A 17,092-nucleotide genomic window follows, 5' to 3' on the forward strand; every position below is an offset into this window, starting at 1 on the left:
GAACCGCGCAGCGAGACGAAGGGCGCGACGCGCTGGGTGAACCTCATCACCAAGCACCCGGTCGTCACAACCGTGGCCGTCGTGCTCACCCTCGGCATCATGGCCATCCCCGCCGCAAGCCTTGCGCTCGCCCTGCCCAACGCCGGCATGCTGCCGGAGGAGAACGAGGCGCGCCAGAGCTACGACCTCGTGGCAGAGGAGTTCGGCCCCGGCTTCAATGGACCGCTCATCCTGACCGGCACGATCGTCACGTCGACCGATCCGGTCGGGCTCATGGAAGACCTCGCCGCCGACGTCGAGGGCCTGCCGGGCGTCGAGACGGTCGCGCTCGCCACGCCGAACGCGACCGCCGACACCGGCATCGTGCATCTCGTCCCCGAGACCGCACCGGATGACCCCGCCACCGCCGACCTCGTGCGCGAGCTGCGCGCCCAGCACGATCGGTGGCTCGACGAGTACGGCATCGACGTCAAGGTGACGGGATTCACGGCCGTCGCGATCGACATCTCCGATCAGCTCGGGGCCGCGCTCATCCCCTTCGGCATCTTCGTCGTCGGGCTCTCGCTCGTGCTGCTGGCCATCGTCTTCCGCTCCGTCGCGGTGCCGATCAAGGCCGCCCTCGGCTATCTGCTCTCGGTGGCCGCCGCCTTCGGCGTCGTCGCGGCGGTCTTCGAGTGGGGGTGGTTCGCCGACCTCCTGCACGTGACCCGCACGGGCCCGGTCATCAGCTTCATGCCGATCGTGCTGATGGGCGTGCTGTTCGGCCTCGCGATGGACTACGAGGTCTTCCTCGTGTCGCGCATGCGAGAGGACTACGTGCACTCCCGCAAGACCGGGGCCACGCGCGCCGAGGCGAGGGAGATCGCCGTGAAGGCGGTGACGTCGGGCTTCACGTCATCCGCCCGTGTCGTCACCGCCGCCGCGCTCATCATGTTCGCCGTCTTCGCGGCGTTCGTGCCCGAAGGGGATGCCTCGCTCAAGCCCATCGCGCTGGGCCTCGCCGTCGGCATCCTGATCGACGCCTTCCTCGTGCGGATGACGCTCACCCCGGCCGTGATGGCTCTGCTCGGCGAGAGGGCGTGGTGGCTGCCGCGCTGGCTCGACCGCGCGCTCCCCCATTTCGACATCGAGGGCGAGGCCGTCGAGCGCGAGCTGGCGCTGGCCGAATGGCCCGAGCCGGGCACGACGGCCGCGGTCGTGGCCGAGGGCGTGCGCGTGAGCGCCGGCGATGTGCGGCTGGTCGACGGTGTGAGCCTGCGGATGCAGCCGGGTGAGGCTCTTCTCGTCACGGGGACGGATGCGCGGGGCCCGCGCGCCCTGCTGCTCGCCGTCGCCGGGCGTGCGGCACTCGAGGGCAGGGCGCGGGTCGGCGGTCACCTCCTTCCCGGGCGCGAGGCGTGGGTGCGCGCGCACGTGGGTGTCGCGCTGCTCGACGGGGCGACCGATCCGGTGCACGAGCTGCAACGAGCCCTCACCGGCAACCCCGGCATCGTCGTGGTCGACGGGCTCGACCTGCTCGCCGCCGGCGCCGCGCACGACCAGGCCGCCGCCGCGCTCCGCGACGCGGCATCCCGCACGCCGGCCCTCACGCTGCTGGCCTCGGCCGTCCATCCCGGCGCCGCCCGCGGCCTCCTCGCCGCGGCCGGGTGGCCCGGCGCTCCCGTGCTCGATCTATCCGCGTCTCCTGGGGCGACCGTGGGGACCCCGCCGCCATCGCCCGGACTTCCGACATCCACCGCTACCGAGGTGCCCGCATGACCCTCCACATCGAACGCGCCCGCTCCCGGCGCCCCATCACATGGCTCACCGTCGTCGGGGTGGTGCTGCTGCCCGTGCTGATCGGCGGCATCCTCGTCGCAGCGCTCTACAACCCGGCCGAGCGTCTCGACTCCATGAGCGCCGCGATCGTGAACGAAGACGAAGCCGTGACGATCGATGGGCAGGCGGTGCCCCTCGGGCGCCAGCTCAGTGCCGGGCTCGTCGAGGGCTCCGACGAGGTCGCCAGCAATCTCGATTGGACGATCTCGAACGCCGACGACGCGGCCGGTGGCCTGGCGAACGGCACGTACCAGGCGGTCGTCACCATCCCGGCGAACTTCTCCGCCGCGGCGACATCGACCGCTCCGGGCGGCACCCCCGAGCAGGCGCTCATCGAGGTCTCGACGCCTCCCGATGCCAAGGTCGTCGACGACGCGATCACCGCGCAGGTGACGGCGGCCGCCGCCTCGATCATGGGCTCCCAGCTCTCCCAGGTCTACCTCGAGAACGTGTTCCTCGGGTTCACCACCCTGGGTGATCAGCTCGGCCAGGCCGCGTCCGGCGCGCACGAACTGGCCGACGGTGCCACGAAGGCGGCGGATGGCGCGACCGCCCTCGCCGACGGCACCGTGCGGCTCGGCGACGGTGCGACGGGGCTCGCCTCGGGGGCGAGCGCGCTCGGAAGCGGTCTCGACACGATCGCATCCGGCACTCGCGATGCCGCGTCCGGGGCGACGCAGCTCGCCACCGGCGTGTACGCGGGAGCCGATGCGCTCGAGGCGAGCGGGCTCGTGCCCGACGGAGTGAGCGGATACGCGACGGATGCCGCGTCCGCCTCGGCCGAGGCCGCACGGCAGATCGGAGCAGTCGCCCCGACACTGGGCGAACTCGCTACTGAGTGCGCGACGGTCAGCACCGACCCGGCATTCTGCGCCGAGCTGACCACTGCGGCTGCAAACACGGGCGCCGCGGCGGACAGCGCGGTCGACGCCGCGACCGCCGCGGGCTACGCGTCGGGAGCGCTGACGCAGTTCGACACCGCCGGCACCGCCGAGTTCGTAACCCGGTTCCGCACGATCGGGGGCAGCGCCAGCGCCCTCTCGGGCGGCCTCGGGCAGCTCGCGAGCGGTACCGAGCAGTCCGCCGACGGCGCGCGCCGACTCGGCGACGGCGCCGCTCAGCTCGCCGGCGGCATCGACGAGGCCGGCTCGGGGGCGACCTCGCTCGCGAGCGGTGTCACGACGCTCGCCGAGGGCGCCGCATCCCTCGCCGACGGCCTGGACCAGGCATCCGCCGCCGTTCCCTCCTACTCCGACGACGAGGCGACGAACCTCGCCACCGTCGTCGCCGACCCGGTCGCGACCGACGGAGTCGGCTCGTCGCTCTTCGGTGCATCGGCGGTGCCTCTGCTCGCGACGCTGGCGCTGTGGTTCGGCGGCGTCGGCACGTTCATCGCGCTGCAGGCGGCGTCCCGGCGCGCGTTGACCTCACGGGCACCGTCGGCGCTGCTCGCGCTGCGCGGCCTCGCGCCCGCCGCCGCGCTCGGTGCGGTGCAGGGCCTGCTCGTGGCCGGGGTCGTGCAGCTCGCCGCCGGGTACGACTGGGGCGCGTGGTCTCTGTTCGCCGGGCTCTGCGTGGTGGCCGGCGTCGCGTTCGCGGCGGTGAACCAGGCGCTCGTCGCCGTGTTCGGCGGCGCGGGCCGGTGGATCGCCGCGCTCGTCGGCGTGCTCGCCGTCGCGACCGGGATCGTGTCGACCGTGCCCGGGGTGCTGTCGCAGGCCGCGTCGCTGCTGCCGACCGCCCCCGCGTACAACGGGATGCTGGCCGCCCTGACCGAGACCGGCGGCATGGGCGCCGCGGTCGCGGGGCTGCTGATCTGGTCGGGCCTGGCGTTCGTTGCGACGACCGTCGCGGTGGCCGGCCGGCGCGTCGCGCGGCAGTCCGACCTGCTCGCCGTCGCCCCGCAGCCGGCGTAGCACCGGCCCACCCGATTCCACTCGGGTCAGCTGAGCCCGGAGTAGACGTGGAGGCCCTTGAAGAACATGTTCACGATCGTGAAGTTGAACAGCACGGCCGAGAAGCCGATGATCGACAGCCACGCCGATCGGGTGCCGCGCCACCCGCGTGTCGCACGCGCGTGGATGTAGCCCGCGTAGAGCACCCAGATGACGAAGGTCCAGACTTCCTTCGTGTCGAAGCCCCAATAGCGGCCCCAGGCGTCCTGCGCCCAGATCGAGCCGGCGATGAGGGTGAAGGTCCAGAAGATGAACCCGATGATCGCGAAGCGGTATGCCAGCGATTCGAGGGATTCCGACGAAGGGATCGTGCGGAGAAAGCCCGGGCTGCGGGACGTTGACGCATCGGCCCCATCGGCGATCGCGGCGAGGGCACGCGCCTCCCGCCGGGTCTGCATGAGCTGCAGCACCGACAGCGCGAAGGCGAGGGCGAAGAACGCGGTGCCGAGCGAGGCGACGAAGACATGGATGACGAGCCATACGCTCTTCAGCGGATCCATGAGCGGCACGATCTCGACGTAGAACGCGAGGGCGGCCGCGCCGAGCAGCACGAGCACGAGGCCGGTGATGAAGGTGCCGAGGAATCGCAGGTCGTAGCGGAGCAGCACGCCGAGGTACACACCGATGATCAGGAGCGTTCCGGTCATCGCGAACTCGTACATGTTCGACCACGGAACCCGCTCCGCCGCGATGCCGCGGGTGAGTGTCGCGCCGAGGTGGAAGGCGAACGCGAGCACCGTGAGGGATGTGCCGATCCGTGCCATCACGTAGCGCTTGGCGCCGCCCGCAGACACCAGTGCGGAGGTGGACGTCGTGCTCGCCCCCGCCCGCGCCGAACCGCCCCCCGCACCCACGAGCGCCGGCGTCGAGGCGCGCGCCGCGTCGGCGGCATCCTTCGCCTGCGTCGCATCCGACGAGCGCCGCGCGAGGTCGAACGCGTAGGCGACGAACGCCAGCGCGTAGAGCGCGATCGCCGTCCAGATCAGCAGGATCGAAACGTCGTCGAGGGTGAGGGCTGCGGGCATGGAGTCAGTCTACGCGCGGGTTTTCGGGGCCATCCGCGCGGTGGCGGGTCGCGAACTGCTCGACCGCGGCACCGAGCGTGGGGTCTTCGCCGCGGGCGAGCCCGGCGTATTCGATGCGCACGACCGACCCCTCCGGGGTGGCCTTCACCCACAGGCGACGGCGGGGCACGAAGAGGGCGGTCAGCAGCCCGAGCAGCGCCAGCACGGCGAAGGCGAGCACCCACACGCCCGAGGCGTCACGGTGCACCTGGAGCGACGCGAACCGCTTCACCGATTCTCCGTAGCCCGGCGCGGCACCCTCGGGGGTCTCGTCGACGAACGTGATCGTGCCGAGGCCGTCGGGCAGGTCGGCCGTCTGGCCGGGCGCGAGCTCGATCGAATCGACGCCGGTCTTGCCTCCGGTCAGTTGGGTCATGTCCTCGGTGTCGAGCGCGTACACCGACCGAGGGGTTCCGTCGTCGATGCCGAGGTCGCCCTTGTACACGTTGAGCGTGAGCGACGGGTTGACGAGATCGGGGTACGCGGAGGCGAACGCGCCCGACTCCAGGGCGGCCTGTGTCGGGTAGAAGAAGCCCACCATGCCGAGTTGCTCCGGCATCCCGTCGGGAACCTTCACGACACCGAGCGACGTCATCTTCGTGTCCTGGGGAAGGAACGGCACGGACTCGTCGAAGACCACCTCGCCCTCCGCGTTGCGGATCACGATCGTGGGGGCGTAGCCGTTGCCGAGCAGGTAGATCTTGTCGCCCGCGATGTCGAGGGGGTGGTTGACGCGCACCGAGCCCTCGCTCGTCTCGCCGCCCGGCATCCGCACGGTGACGTTCGCCGAGAAGTCGCCCGCTTGACCCGCCGCCGTCGAGCCGGAGGGCTGGTACGTCACATCGAAGGAGTCGAGCGTCATCGCGTACGGGGGCAGCGCGCCCTCGGCGACGAAGCGACCCTTGTTCATCGACGAGTAGTCCAGGAGCGTGTTGACGAAGGTCGTGCCCTCGACGATCACCCGCTGGCCGGTGTAGGCGAACCCGCCCCCCAGCCCGACGCTCACGAGCACGCCGATGAGCGCGACGTGGAACAAGAGGTTGCCGGTCTCGCGCAGATACCCGCGCTCGGCCGACACCGAGAAGGCGCCGCGGGAGTCGTACCGCTCCACGCGGTAGCCGCTCGAGCGAAGCTGCTTCGTCGCGCGGTCGACGGCGGCGGATGCTGCGGCGGCGCTCAGCGACCGGGTGTGCTCGGTGTCTGCACCGGCGAGCTCGATCAGGTCTTCGCGGTAGGCATCGAGCCGGGCGAGGCGTGCGGGCGTGCGCGGCGGGCGCGCCCGCAGGGCCTTCCAGTGGTGCTGGGTACGCGGGATCACGCAGCCGATGAGCGACACGAAGAGCAGGATGTAGATCGCCGAGAACCACGCCGAGATGTAGACGTCGAAGAGCTGAAGGTTGTCGAGCACCGGCGCGAGGTCGGGGTTGGAGGCGTAGTACTGCGTGACGCCGTTGGGATCGGCGCTGCGCTGCGGGACGATCGACCCGGGCACCGCCGCGATCGCCAAGAGCAGCAGCAGCACGAGGGCGGTGCGCATGCTCGTCAGCTGGCGCCAGGCCCACCGCATCCAGCCGATCGGGCCGAGGGCCGGCTGCGCGATGTCGCCGCCGTCGAGGTGGTCGGACGGGCGCAGCGGATCGTTGGCGGCGCCGGGTGCCGCCTCCTCAGGAGCTGAGTCCGTCGCCCCGGTCGCTGAGCCCGTACCCCCGGTCGCTGAGCCCGTCGAAGCGTCAGAGCGGGAGTGGGACACTGCTCATCACCGCCCCGAGGCGAGTCATGACGTCGGACCAGACACCGGTGACCATGAGCACCCCGAGGGCGATCAGGAGCGCCCCGCCGATGATGTTCACGACGCGGATGTGGCGCTTGATGAACGTCACGGAGCGCGTCGCCCACCCGAAGCCCAGCGTGAGCAGGACGAACGGGATGCCGAGGCCCAGCGAATAGGCGACCCCGAGCAGCGCGGCACGGCCGGGGTCGCCCATGTTCCACGAGAGCGCCATGATCGCTGCAAGGGTGGGGCCGATGCAAGGCGTCCAGCCGATGCCCATCGCGATCCCGAGGAGCGGGGCTCCGACGAGCCCGAGGTTGCCGCGCATCGCGGGCCGCACCGTGCGCTGGGCGAAGCCGAAGAGTCCGATGAAGACCAGCCCGAGCACGATGACGAGCACGCCGAGCACGCGCGTGATGACATCGGAGTACTCGAAGAGGAAGCGTCCCAGTGTTCCGCCGAGCACCGAGATCGCGACGAAGACGAGCGTGAAGCCGGCGATGAAGAGGAGCACGCCTCCCAGCAGGCGCCCGCGTCCGGGTGCCTGCGACGCGTCGGTCGCCGAGCGTGTCGAAGCATCGACCGCAGAGCCAGTCGATGAGCCGGCGCCGATGGCAGCCGACGCGCCGACCGCCACCGGCGCGGGTCGCGGCGTCACTGCGCCGCCGATATATCCGAGATACCCGGGCACGAGGGGCAGCACGCACGGCGACAGGAACGACACCAGCCCGGCGAGCACGGCCACGGGGACGGCGACCCACAGGGCGCCGTCGAGGATGACGCCGACCGGATTCACGCGCCCTCCGCGAGCGCGTCGCGCACGAGAGTGGAGAGGATCGAGGCATCGGAGAGCTGTCCGATGATGCGCGCGGCGACTCGCCCGTCCTTGTCGAGCACGAGCGTGGTCGGGGTCGCCTGCATGGGTGCGTCCTGTGCGAACGCAAGCTTGACATCGCCCTCGTTCACGTCGATGACGCTCGGGTACGTGATGCCGTAGGTGTCCGCGAAAGCCCGTGCGGTGTCGGCCTGGTCGCTCGTGTTGACGCCGACGAAGGAGACGCGCTGACCCTGGTACTCCTGCCACACCGACTCGAGGTCGGCGGCCTCGACACGGCACGGGCCGCAGCCGGCGTACCAGAAGTTGACGACGACGACGTCGCCCGCGACATCCGCACTGGAGAAGGTCTCACCGTTGTCTGTGACTCCCGCGAACTCGACGGGTTCGCCCCGGTCGGCTTTCGGGATCTCCCGCACGCGGCCGTCGGCGGCGATGTACCCCTTGTTGTCTCCCGCGCGGTACTGCTCGGCGAGCGGGTCGTTCGTGCACCCGGCGAGGGAGAACGCGAGCGCAGCGGCGACAGCGGCCGACACGAGAGGACGGATGCCGCGCATCAGACCGCCCCCACGTCCACGGCCCCGGACGTGGCCACCGGCTCCGCGTACTCGACCTCGCCCCACCCGTCGCCGCTGCGCTCGAACGAGGTCACGCTCGAGAGCGAGCACCGCCGGTCGCGAGGGTCGTGGCGAAGCGGTGCGCCCGCGACGGAGAGGTGCATCAGCCAGATCGGGGCCTGGTGCGACACGACGACGACGTCGCCGTCGGGCGCGGCATCCCACGCGGCATCCAGCGCCTCACGCATGCGCTTCACGATCGAGACGTACGGCTCGCCCCAGCTGGGAATGCTCGGGCGCACGAGGTGGCGCCAGTTCCAGGGGTTCGCGAGCGCCTGCTGCATCCGGCGGCCCTCGAACACGTTGACGGGTTCGATGACGCGCTCATCGATGGCGGGCTCGAGGCCGAAGAGCTTCGTGAACGGCTCGGCCGACTGGCGCGTGCGCTCGAGCGGGGAGCACACGAGCGCGGTCACGGGCCGGCCGACGTTCTTGACGTGCAGCGCCGCGGCGGCCGCCATGCGGTGCCCCGCGTCGCTCAGCACGTACCCGGGGAGCCGCCCGTACAGCACGCGGCGGGGGTTGTGAACCTCCCCATGGCGCACGAGGTGAAGGCGGGCTGCGGGCACCCGTCCAGTGTACGTGGCGGCAACTGATGAGCTGCCTGGGAGCGGGCGGCCCTCAGCCCGTGGGCACCCCCGATGTCGCGATGGCGGCGCCGATGAACCAAGAGGCGATCACGAGGGGCGCGGCGACGAGGGGGACCCAGAACGCCACGTGTCGCCTGACCAGCAGCACGATCGCGACGACCGCCGCGAGAAGGAGGAAGACCCAGGGCAGGGCGACGGCGGTGAGCATGCCGGTGGCGATGAGATCGGTATTGCACTCCACGGCCCCGCACGGGTCGGAGGCCATCGCGAGAAAGAACCCGAAGAACGAGACGAAGAACGCGAGCACGCCGAGCAGCACGAGCAGGATGATCGTCGCGATGACGTCCCACGTCCGCACGGGGGGCTTGGTCGGGAATGCCGGCAGTGTGCTCACGCGCTCATCATAGGGAAGGGCGCCGCAGCCGCCGACGTAGACTGATCCCTCGTGAATACACGCGTTCTGATCAAGCAGCTGCAGTCCCTTCCCGACGGTGACGTGTCGGTCTCCGGATGGGTCGAGACCGTCCGCGATCAGAAGAAGGTGCAGTTCGTCATCCTGCGCGACGAGACCGGGGCCGTGCAGCTGGTGAACCCCGCGACCCGCCCGGCCGAGGACGGCGCGGAGCAGGACGCCGGAGCCCTCGCCCTCACCGACCTCATCTCGGCCCTTTCGACGGGCACCTTCCTCACCGTCACGGGTCAGCTCAAGCACGACGAGCGCGTGAAGCTCGGCGGCGTCGAGATCAAGATCGCACAGCTGGATGTCGCCGCCGCCGCCCTGCCCGAGACGCCGATCGCGGCCGACAGCGCCCAGGACAAGCGCATGGACTGGCGCTTCCTCGATCTGCGTACGCGGCGCAACAACCTCATCTTCCGCGTGCAGACCACGCTCGAGCACGCGATGCGCACGTGGTGGATCGAGCGCGACTACATCGAGATCCACTCCCCCAAGCTCATGTCATCCGCCTCGGAGTCGAACGCGGAGCTGTTCGCGCTGGAGTACTTCGGCGAGCAGACGGCCTACCTCGCGCAGAGCCCGCAGTTCTTCAAGCAGATGGCGCAGTCGGCCGGGTTCGGCAAGATCTTCGAGATCGGCGACGTGTACCGCGCCGACCCCTCGTTCACGAGCCGCCACGCGACGGAGTTCACGTCGGTGGATGCCGAGATCAGCTGGATCGACTCGCACGAAGACGTCGCGCGGATGCAGGAGGAGCTTCTGTCGTTCGCGATCGGCGCGGTCGCCGACAAGCACGGCGCCGAGATCGAAGAGCTCTTCGGGGTGACGGTCGCCGCGCCCGCGATCCCGTTCCCGCGCATCCCCCTCGCCGAGGCGCGTGAGATCGTCGCGGCCCGGGGCTACGACATCCCCCGCACCGACGGCGACCTCGACCCGGAGGGCGAGCGCCAGGTATCGGCGCACGTGAAGGAGACATTCGGGCACGACTTCGTGTTCATCACCGACTACCCGCACGAGATCCGCGCGTTCTATCACATGCGGGATGACGAGACCGGGCTGACGAAGAGCTACGACCTGCTCTACAACGGCGTCGAGATCACGACCGGGGCGCAGCGCGAGCACCGCGTCGACATCCTCGTCGAACAGGCGAAGCAGAAGGGTCTCGACCCCGAGCACCTCGAGTTCTACTTCGACTTCTTCCGCTACGGGGTTCCCCCGCACGGGGGTTTCGGCATGGGCCTCGCGCGCGTGCTGATGCTGATGCTCGGCGAGTCGTCGATCCGCGAGGTCACGTACCTCTTCAGGGGCCCCACGCGCCTCGCCCCGTAGCCCGGGCGCCAACCCCCGCTGAGAAACGGTAGAGCGGCCGAGACTCTGTGCGTCGCACGCCGTTTCGGCCGCTGCACCGTTTCTCGCGGGAAGGGGCGGGCCCGAGGGGCCCAGGCCCGCACAGCGGAGCCCGGGGTCAGTGCTTGGCGTCGAAGGCCTCGAGCAGCGCGTCGCGCAGGCGCTCGGGCGCGACCCGCCAATAGGCGTGCAGCGTGTCGTCGATCAGGACGACGGGGATCTTCTCCCACCACAACTCGTAGAGGGCCGGATCATCGAGGATCGACGGCTCGTTCACCTCGATGCGGTCGGCGACCCTGTGCGGGAGCCCGGCGATGACCTGCTCGATGACACCGTGCGCGACGTCGCACAAGTGGCAGTCGGGCTTGCCGATCAGGGTCAGGGTGGTCACGACTCAATCCTAGGTTCGCCGTTCCTCGCCCGGCCTGCGGACGGGGCCGAACCTCAGGATTCGATCGCGAACCCCGCCTCGATCCAGGCATCCAGGCCGCCGTCGACGTTCGTCGCGTCGTAGCCCCGGGCGATCAGGGCCTCCGCCACGCGCGCCGAGCGGCCGCCGACTTTGCAGATGACATCGAACGAGCCCTCGGGCAGTTCATGAAGCAATGCGCCGAGCTGCGACATCGGCAGGTTGATGGCGCCCGGCACGCGTCCGCCGACGAACTCGTCGGGCTCGCGCACGTCGATGAGGGGCACGCCCTCGCGCTCGCGCAGCTGCTGAACGGAGATGGAGTTCATGGCCGTCCTCTCTCGTGGCCGGGATGCTGACAGACACGAAGCGCCCGTCCGCAGACAGGCGCTTGTGTGCATGGCCGCCCTCGCGGGCCGGCCGGGCCGCTACTTCTTGTTGCGGCGCTGGTGGCGAGTCTTGCGAAGCAGCTTGCGGTGCTTCTTCTTCGCCATGCGCTTGCGGCGCTTCTTGATGACTGAACCCACAGAGAACCTCACTAAGTCGGGGTCTGGGCGGTCGCGGCGAATTGCACGCGACACCCGGGAACGGCAAAACAGGAAAAAATGCCTCGGAGCAGTCTATCAGGCGCCGAGACGCGTCATCCGACGTCGGCGATGGGGCGCTGGAGCGCCTCGGTCACCGCCGTCTCGGGGACGCGATAGCTGCGGCCGAATCGCACGGCGGGCAGCTCGCCCGCGTGGACGAGGCGGTACACGGTCATCTTCGAGACGCGCATGATCTCGGCGACCTCGGCCACCGTGAGAAACCGGACGTCCGGTAGTTCGGCCATGGTCTCTCCCCTTTCCCCAAAAATGCTTCCCCAGAGTGATGCTCAGCACACTCTATGGGGTCGGTGGGACGGCTGTAAACCCATGTGGCTGATGGGAAGGAAGCATCCTCAGGCGCCGGGATGACGCGCGAGCCGGTCGCGCGCGTCCCGCAGTGCCTGCCGCTGGTGCTTCTGGGCATCGCGGAGCGCCTTCTCGGCCTCGCGTACCGTCTTCTGCGCCTCGCGGTACTTCTTGTCGGCGGCGACGTCGGCGTCCTCGAGCACCGCCCATGCGGCGCCCGCCGACCGTGCCCCGCCCGCGGCGAGCGCATCGATGTACGCGGCGATGCCGTCGAGGATCCGCTCGAACCCGAACACGAAGGGATCGGAATCCGAGAGGAAGACGCCCGCGTCGACGGCGCGCCGGAGGGCCGGGAACTCGTCGGGCGAGATGAGCCCGTCGTAGAGCGCCGCCTCCCGCGCGGTGATCTGCGCCGGAGTCATTCCAGTGGTCCGGCCCACGGTGGAATAGCCGGCCAGCACGGCCCCGTACCAGTGGGCGTGGCCCGTGACCATGAGGGTCACGGCGAGGCGCTCCTCCGCGTCGAGGGGCGTCTCCTCGAGCGCCTCGAGGGTCATGTCCACCCACGCGGAGCTGTTCGGGGTGGCCGGCGAGCCGCTGATCGGGATGTCGAGCATCCACGGGTGCCGCAGGTAGATCTCGATCTGAGCCCGGAAGAGCTCGCCCAGCCGCTCTTTCCATCCGTCGATCTCGCGCACGGCGGCGGGCGGAAGGCCCGTCGCGCTCTCCTGCATGAGCACGATGAGGTCGTCCTTCGCACTGACGTAGCGGTACAGCGACATGGGTGTGTACCCGAGACGCGCGGCGACCGCGGCCATCGAGACGGCGCCGAGGCCGTCGGCATCCGCCAGTTCGACCGCCGCGTCGACGATCTTCTCGACGCTCATCTCCCGCTTCGGCCCGCGCTGCGGGTCGGCGCTCACCCCCCACGCGAGGGCCACCCCGCGGGGGAGATCGAGCTCCGAGTCCTCGGTCATGGCCCGCCTTCCGTCCGCTCCATCCTAGGGCTGTGTACGACATAAACAGTGTGTTATGGTCATAAACAGTTTACGACCAACACGGAAGGACATCGCCATGCAGCCAGCCATCGAGGTCAGGGGCCTCGGCAAGTCGTTCGGGCACCAGCGCGTGCTCGACGGACTCGACTTCACGGTCCAGCCCGGCGAGGTGTTCGCCCTCCTCGGCGTCAACGGCGCCGGCAAGACGACGATCATCAACATCCTCACGACGCTGATCCGCCCCGACGAGGGCACCGCGCTCGTCGCGGGATGCGACGTCGCGCTCGATCCCGTCGGGGTCACCCAGCGCATCGCCCTCACGGGGCAGTCGGTGGCCGTCGATGACGTGCTGACGGGCGCGGAGAACCTCGTCATGATGGGGCGCCTCTCGGGCCTGGGCCCCGCACGGGCGAAGGCCCGCGCCGCGGAGCTTCTCGAGCGCTTCGCGCTGACGGATGCCGCGAACCGGCGCGTCGGCGCCTACTCGGGCGGCATGCGCCGCCGGCTCGATCTCGCCCTGAGCTTTCTCGTGACGCCGACCGTGCTCTTCCTCGATGAACCGACCACGGGCCTCGACACCCGCAGCCGGCGCGAGCTGTGGGCCGTCATCCGCTCTCTCGCCGAGGCGGGCACCACCGTGCTGCTGACCACCCAGTACCTCGAGGAGGCCGACCAGCTCGCGCACCGGATCGCCGTGCTCGACGGCGGCCGCATCGTCGCCTCGGGCACCCCCGACGAGCTGAAGGCCCTCGTCGGTGTCGCCACCCTCGACGATGTCTTCCTCGCACTCACCGACAAGGAGTCCGCATGACCACCGCAGCCGTTCTTCGCCCCCGCATCGGCGGCATCACCGCCGAGGCCGTCTTCGTCAAGCGCAGCCTGACCCACTCCCTCCGCGACGGCGAATCGCTTCTGATGGCGATCATGCTCCCGGTCCTGCTGATGCTCATGTTCACGTTCGTGTTCGGAGGAGCGATCGACCCGTCGGGCGACTACGTCGACTACGTCGTGCCGGGCATCATCCTGCTGTGCGCGGGATTCGGCGCCGCCACCACCGCGGTCTATGTGGCGAACGACATGCGCAACGGGGTCATCGACCGCTTCCGCACCATGCCGGTGCGCAGCAGCGCCGTGCTGACCGGCCATGTCGTCGCGAGCCTCGTGCGCAACCTCGTCGCGACCTCGGTCGTCATCGGCGTGGCTCTCCTCGTCGGGTTCCGCCCGACGGCCGATGCGTGGGGCTGGCTCGGCGCCTTCGCCGTGATCGCGATCTACATCCTCGCCATCACGTACCTTTTCGCGGCGATCGGACTCGCCGCCGGCAGCCCCGAAGCGGCGAGCGGCTACGGCTTCATCATCCTGTTCGTGCCCTACCTGTCGAGCGCGTTCGTGCCCGTCGCGACCATGCCGGAGTGGCTGCGGCCCATCGCCGAGTATCAGCCCGTGACGCCGATCATCGAGACGATCCGCGGGCTCCTGTTCGGGATGCCGCTCGGCGGGCGGCCCGTGCTGACGCTCATCTGGTGCGCGGGAATCCTGGCCGTCTCGGTGGCCTGGGGTGCGTGGCTCTTCCGGCGCAAAGCCGGGCGACGCTGATCTGAGCACTCCGCGGACTCGGCGGCGAGCTGGGCCCGGGCTACGCGCCGAGTCGCCTGAGCGCCGACGCCACGGCGTGCTTTGCCGACGCGGCGGCGCGGCCGACGACCTCGGCGGCGTGGGCGGCCCCGTCGGGGAGGTTGTGGTTCGCGGCATCCACTTCGGAGTCCTCTTCGACTTCGGTGTCGTCGATCAGGAACGGCACGAGCCAGTCGTCGACAGCCTCCAGCGGCGTCGACGACAGGCTGTAGTAGCGGTGCTGACCCTCTTCGCGCACCGAGACGAGCTCGGAGTCGCGCAGCACCTTGAGGTGCTTCGACACCGTCGGCTGGCTGATGCCCAGGCGGCTCACGATGTGCGACACGCTCGTTCCGCCATGCTCGCCGGCGCTCGCTCGATCGAGCAGAAGCTGGAGGATGTCGCGCCGAGTCCCGTCGGCGATCACGTCGAAGATGTCGGCCATGTGCTTAGGTTAGTCGGGTGATGGCCGGAGTACCATGACAACGTCTTCGGAGCGAAGGGGGCGACGAATGGCGGCTGGCACCGGCCAAGCGCGCTCCCCGCGGCGCAAATGGCGGTGGGTGCTGGGCCCTTTCGACGCGCTGCGCAACCTCACGACATCGTCCCCGGCCCGCTTCGCGGTGCTGGTGTTCGTCGCCCTGATCCTGCTCTTCACGGCGCTGCTCTCGCTCCCGGCCGCGACCATGTCCGGCAGGCGCGCGCCCCTCGCAGACGCCGTCTTCACCGCGGTCTCGACCATCTGCGTCACGGGTCTGTCGACGGTGGATGTCGCGACGTACTTCTCGCCGTTCGGCAAGACCATCATCTTCATCGGCGTGAACATCGGCGGAATGGGCGTGCTCACCCTCGCGTCGATCCTCGGCCTCGTCATCTCCAAGCGCCTCGGTCTGCGCGCGAAGCTCATCGCCGCGAGCGACACCAACCCCCTGCGCTCCCACGGAGGTCCGGTGAACGAGGGCCAGACGGTGCGCCTCGGCGAGGTCGGCCAGCTCCTCGTGACCGTCGCCGTCGCGACGCTCTCGATCGAGGCGGCGGTCGCGGTGATGCTGTACCCCGCGATGGTGCTGGCAGGCGTCAATCCGGTGGAGGCGCTGTTCGATGCCCCGTTCTATGCGGCCATGTCGTTCACCAACACCGGCTTCACCCCGAATGTCGGCGGGCTCGAGCCCTTCGCCGACGACTACGTGCTGCTCACGATCCTCATGATCAGCGTGTTCCTCGGCAGCATCGGCTTTCCGGTCATCTACACGCTGTGGAAGCACCACTTCCATGTTCGCCGCTGGTCGCTGCACGCCAAGCTCACGCTCATCACGACGGTGGCGCTGTTCTTCGCGGGAGCCGCGGCCTTCCTCGCCCTCGAGCACAGCAACCCGAAGACGTTCGGGTCGATGGATGCCTGGGACACGACGTTTCAGGCGTTCTTCCTGTCCGCCATGACCCGCTCCGGCGGTTTCTCCGTCGTTCCCGTCGGCGACCTCTACGGGTCATCGCTCGTCGTGGGCTCGATGCTCATGTTCGTCGGCGGCGGCTCGGCATCCACCGCAGGCGGAATCAAGGTGACGACGCTCGCCGTGCTCGCCCTGGCCGTGTGGTCGGAGGCGAAGGGTCGTCAGTCGGTCGAGGCGTTCGGTCGCCGCATCCCGAGCGACGTGCAGCGCGTCGGCCTGTCGGTCGTCGCGTGGGGGGCGACCATCGTGGCCCTGTCGACGATCACCATCAGCCAGATCAGCCATGCGGATGTCGGCGACGTGCTCTTCGACGTCATCTCGGCGTTCGGCACGGTGGGCCTGTCGACCGGCCTCACCGCCGAGCTCGCTGATCCCGCCGTCTATGTCATGGCGGTGACGATCTTCATGGGCCGCATTGGTACAGTGACACTCGCCGCGGCCGTGGCCGCGACATCCCGTTCGCAGCTCTACTCGCTGCCTGTGGAAAGGCCCATCGTTGGTTGAGCGGATCAGGGGCGACGCACCCGTACTGGTGATCGGGCTCGGGCGCTTCGGCGCCGCGTGCGCCGGCGAGCTCGACCGTCTCGAACGAGAAGTGCTCGCGATCGATGACAGCCTCGAGCTCGTGCAGAAGTGGTCGGAGCGGGTCACGCACACCGTGCAGGCCGATGCCCGCAACATCGACGCGCTGCGGCAGATCGGCGCCCAGGACTTCCAGGTCGCGGTCGTGGCCGTCGGCTCGCTGATCGAGGCATCGGTGCTCATCACCGCGAACCTCGTCGACCTCAAGGTGCCGCAGATCTGGGCGAAGGCGGTGTCGCAGTCGCACGGCAAGATCCTCGCGCGCGTCGGCGCCAACCACGTGATCTATCCCGAGCGCGAGGCCGGCGAGCGCGTCGCGCACCTCGTGAGCGGGCGGATGCTGGATTTCATCCGCTTCGACGACGACTTCGCGCTCGCGAAGCTCTACCCGCCGAAGTTCATCCGCGGCGTGGGCCTCAACGAATCGGGCGTCCGCTCGAAGTACAACGTCACGGTGGTGGGCGTGAAGAGCCCCGGCAAGCCCTTCCGCTACGCGGAGGCCAACACGATCGTGACCAATCACGACCTCATCATCGTGTCGGGCACGAACAGCGACATCGAGCGGTTCGCGGCCCTCGACCGCTGACCGCGGCCCGCGGCCCCCTCACGAACTTCGGAGAATGTCGCGTTCTTCGGAGCATTCGGGCGATTCTGGCCGAATCGGGCGGCATTCTCCGAAGTCGGTGTCGCG

19 protein-coding genes are annotated in these 17,092 nt (G+C 69.8%); 7 read left to right on the forward strand and 12 right to left on the reverse strand.

The genetic code is table 11. From position 1 onward, the window contains the following. The coding region (locus VNT50_RS03230) for an MMPL family transporter (protein ID WP_325483660.1) at positions 1 to 1,758 on the forward strand (1,758 nt) is incomplete at its 5' end. Then, positions 1,755 to 3,734 carry a YhgE/Pip domain-containing protein gene (locus VNT50_RS03235; RefSeq protein ID WP_325483661.1) on the forward strand — a complete coding sequence of 660 codons (1,980 nt, stop codon included), beginning with the start codon at positions 1,755 to 1,757 and terminating at the stop codon, positions 3,732 to 3,734. The genes VNT50_RS03230 and VNT50_RS03235, both read left to right, overlap by 4 nt. 26 nt (positions 3,735 to 3,760) lie before the next feature. On the opposite strand, the gene ccsB is transcribed toward VNT50_RS03235, so the two are convergent. The 6 genes from ccsB to VNT50_RS03265 form a co-directional block, all read right to left on the reverse strand. Beyond that, positions 3,761 to 4,798, reverse strand: coding sequence for a c-type cytochrome biogenesis protein CcsB (ccsB, locus tag VNT50_RS03240; RefSeq protein WP_325483662.1), 1,038 nt, complete (start codon positions 4,796 to 4,798; stop codon positions 3,761 to 3,763). A 4-nt stretch (positions 4,799 to 4,802) separates the two neighbouring features. Continuing rightward, positions 4,803 to 6,470 (reverse strand): cytochrome c biogenesis protein ResB, encoded by a 1,668-nt coding sequence (gene resB, locus VNT50_RS03245; RefSeq protein WP_325483696.1) that lies wholly within the window; start codon positions 6,468 to 6,470, stop codon positions 4,803 to 4,805. Positions 6,471 to 6,567: 97 nt separating this feature from the next. Beyond that, positions 6,568 to 7,404, reverse strand: coding sequence for a cytochrome c biogenesis CcdA family protein (locus VNT50_RS03250; RefSeq protein WP_325483663.1), 837 nt, complete (start codon positions 7,402 to 7,404; stop codon positions 6,568 to 6,570). Continuing rightward, the gene (locus VNT50_RS03255) at positions 7,401 to 8,000 is read right to left on the reverse strand and encodes a TlpA family protein disulfide reductase (protein WP_325483664.1); all 600 of its coding nucleotides are present in this window, start codon (positions 7,998 to 8,000) and stop codon (positions 7,401 to 7,403) included. The genes VNT50_RS03250 and VNT50_RS03255 overlap by 4 nt, the downstream gene beginning before the upstream one ends. Next, positions 8,000 to 8,629 (reverse strand): histidine phosphatase family protein, encoded by a 630-nt coding sequence (locus VNT50_RS03260; RefSeq protein ID WP_325483665.1) that lies wholly within the window; start codon positions 8,627 to 8,629, stop codon positions 8,000 to 8,002. Before VNT50_RS03260 ends, VNT50_RS03255 begins: the two co-directional genes overlap by 1 nt. 52 nt (positions 8,630 to 8,681) lie before the next feature. Further along, positions 8,682 to 9,044 carry a hypothetical protein gene (locus VNT50_RS03265; protein ID WP_325483666.1) on the reverse strand — a complete coding sequence of 121 codons (363 nt, stop codon included), beginning with the start codon at positions 9,042 to 9,044 and terminating at the stop codon, positions 8,682 to 8,684. Positions 9,045 to 9,095: 51 nt separating this feature from the next. Between VNT50_RS03265 and aspS the strand changes: the two genes are divergently transcribed. Beyond that, positions 9,096 to 10,436: an aspartate--tRNA(Asn) ligase gene (aspS, locus tag VNT50_RS03270; protein WP_325483667.1), complete on the forward strand. Its 1,341-nt coding sequence runs from the start codon at positions 9,096 to 9,098 to the stop codon at positions 10,434 to 10,436. A gap of 136 nt (positions 10,437 to 10,572) precedes the next feature. On the opposite strand, the gene VNT50_RS03275 is transcribed toward aspS, so the two are convergent. From VNT50_RS03275 to VNT50_RS03295, 5 genes are all read right to left on the reverse strand, one after another. Further along, positions 10,573 to 10,845 carry a glutaredoxin family protein gene (locus tag VNT50_RS03275; protein WP_325483668.1) on the reverse strand — a complete coding sequence of 91 codons (273 nt, stop codon included), beginning with the start codon at positions 10,843 to 10,845 and terminating at the stop codon, positions 10,573 to 10,575. A 53-nt stretch (positions 10,846 to 10,898) separates the two neighbouring features. Beyond that, positions 10,899 to 11,192 carry a rhodanese-like domain-containing protein gene (locus VNT50_RS03280; protein ID WP_325483669.1) on the reverse strand — a complete coding sequence of 98 codons (294 nt, stop codon included), beginning with the start codon at positions 11,190 to 11,192 and terminating at the stop codon, positions 10,899 to 10,901. A gap of 99 nt (positions 11,193 to 11,291) precedes the next feature. Further along, a complete protein-coding gene (locus VNT50_RS03285; RefSeq protein WP_003792170.1) occupies positions 11,292 to 11,390 on the reverse strand; it encodes a 30S ribosomal protein bS22 in 99 nt (32 codons plus the stop codon). A 113-nt stretch (positions 11,391 to 11,503) separates the two neighbouring features. Continuing rightward, positions 11,504 to 11,695 carry a helix-turn-helix domain-containing protein gene (locus VNT50_RS03290; RefSeq protein ID WP_325483670.1) on the reverse strand — a complete coding sequence of 64 codons (192 nt, stop codon included), beginning with the start codon at positions 11,693 to 11,695 and terminating at the stop codon, positions 11,504 to 11,506. 108 nt (positions 11,696 to 11,803) lie between these two features. Continuing rightward, positions 11,804 to 12,733, reverse strand: a complete 930-nt coding sequence (locus VNT50_RS03295; RefSeq protein ID WP_325483671.1) for a TetR/AcrR family transcriptional regulator — start codon at positions 12,731 to 12,733, stop codon at positions 11,804 to 11,806. 97 nt (positions 12,734 to 12,830) lie between these two features. Between VNT50_RS03295 and VNT50_RS03300 the strand changes: the two genes are divergently transcribed. Both VNT50_RS03300 and VNT50_RS03305 read left to right on the forward strand, forming a co-directional pair. After that, positions 12,831 to 13,565, forward strand: coding sequence for an ABC transporter ATP-binding protein (locus VNT50_RS03300; protein ID WP_325483672.1), 735 nt, complete (start codon positions 12,831 to 12,833; stop codon positions 13,563 to 13,565). Next, positions 13,562 to 14,350, forward strand: coding sequence for an ABC transporter permease (locus tag VNT50_RS03305; RefSeq protein ID WP_325483673.1), 789 nt, complete (start codon positions 13,562 to 13,564; stop codon positions 14,348 to 14,350). Before VNT50_RS03300 ends, VNT50_RS03305 begins: the two co-directional genes overlap by 4 nt. A 40-nt stretch (positions 14,351 to 14,390) precedes the next feature. On the opposite strand, the gene VNT50_RS03310 is transcribed toward VNT50_RS03305, so the two are convergent. Then, a complete protein-coding gene (locus tag VNT50_RS03310) occupies positions 14,391 to 14,813 on the reverse strand; it encodes an ArsR/SmtB family transcription factor (RefSeq protein WP_325483674.1) in 423 nt (140 codons plus the stop codon). 67 nt (positions 14,814 to 14,880) lie between these two features. Between VNT50_RS03310 and VNT50_RS03315 the strand changes: the two genes are divergently transcribed. Together VNT50_RS03315 and VNT50_RS03320 are read left to right on the forward strand one after the other, a co-directional pair. Next, on the forward strand, positions 14,881 to 16,323 hold the full coding sequence (locus VNT50_RS03315) for a TrkH family potassium uptake protein (protein WP_325483675.1): 1,443 nt from the start codon (positions 14,881 to 14,883) through the stop codon (positions 16,321 to 16,323). Further along, positions 16,316 to 16,987, forward strand: a complete 672-nt coding sequence (locus tag VNT50_RS03320; RefSeq protein WP_325483676.1) for a potassium channel family protein — start codon at positions 16,316 to 16,318, stop codon at positions 16,985 to 16,987. The genes VNT50_RS03315 and VNT50_RS03320 overlap by 8 nt, the downstream gene beginning before the upstream one ends. The last annotated feature ends 105 nt before the right edge of the window (positions 16,988 to 17,092 follow it).

The organism is Microbacterium sp., from assembly GCF_035554235.1.
Taxonomy (GTDB): domain Bacteria; phylum Actinomycetota; class Actinomycetes; order Actinomycetales; family Microbacteriaceae; genus Microbacterium.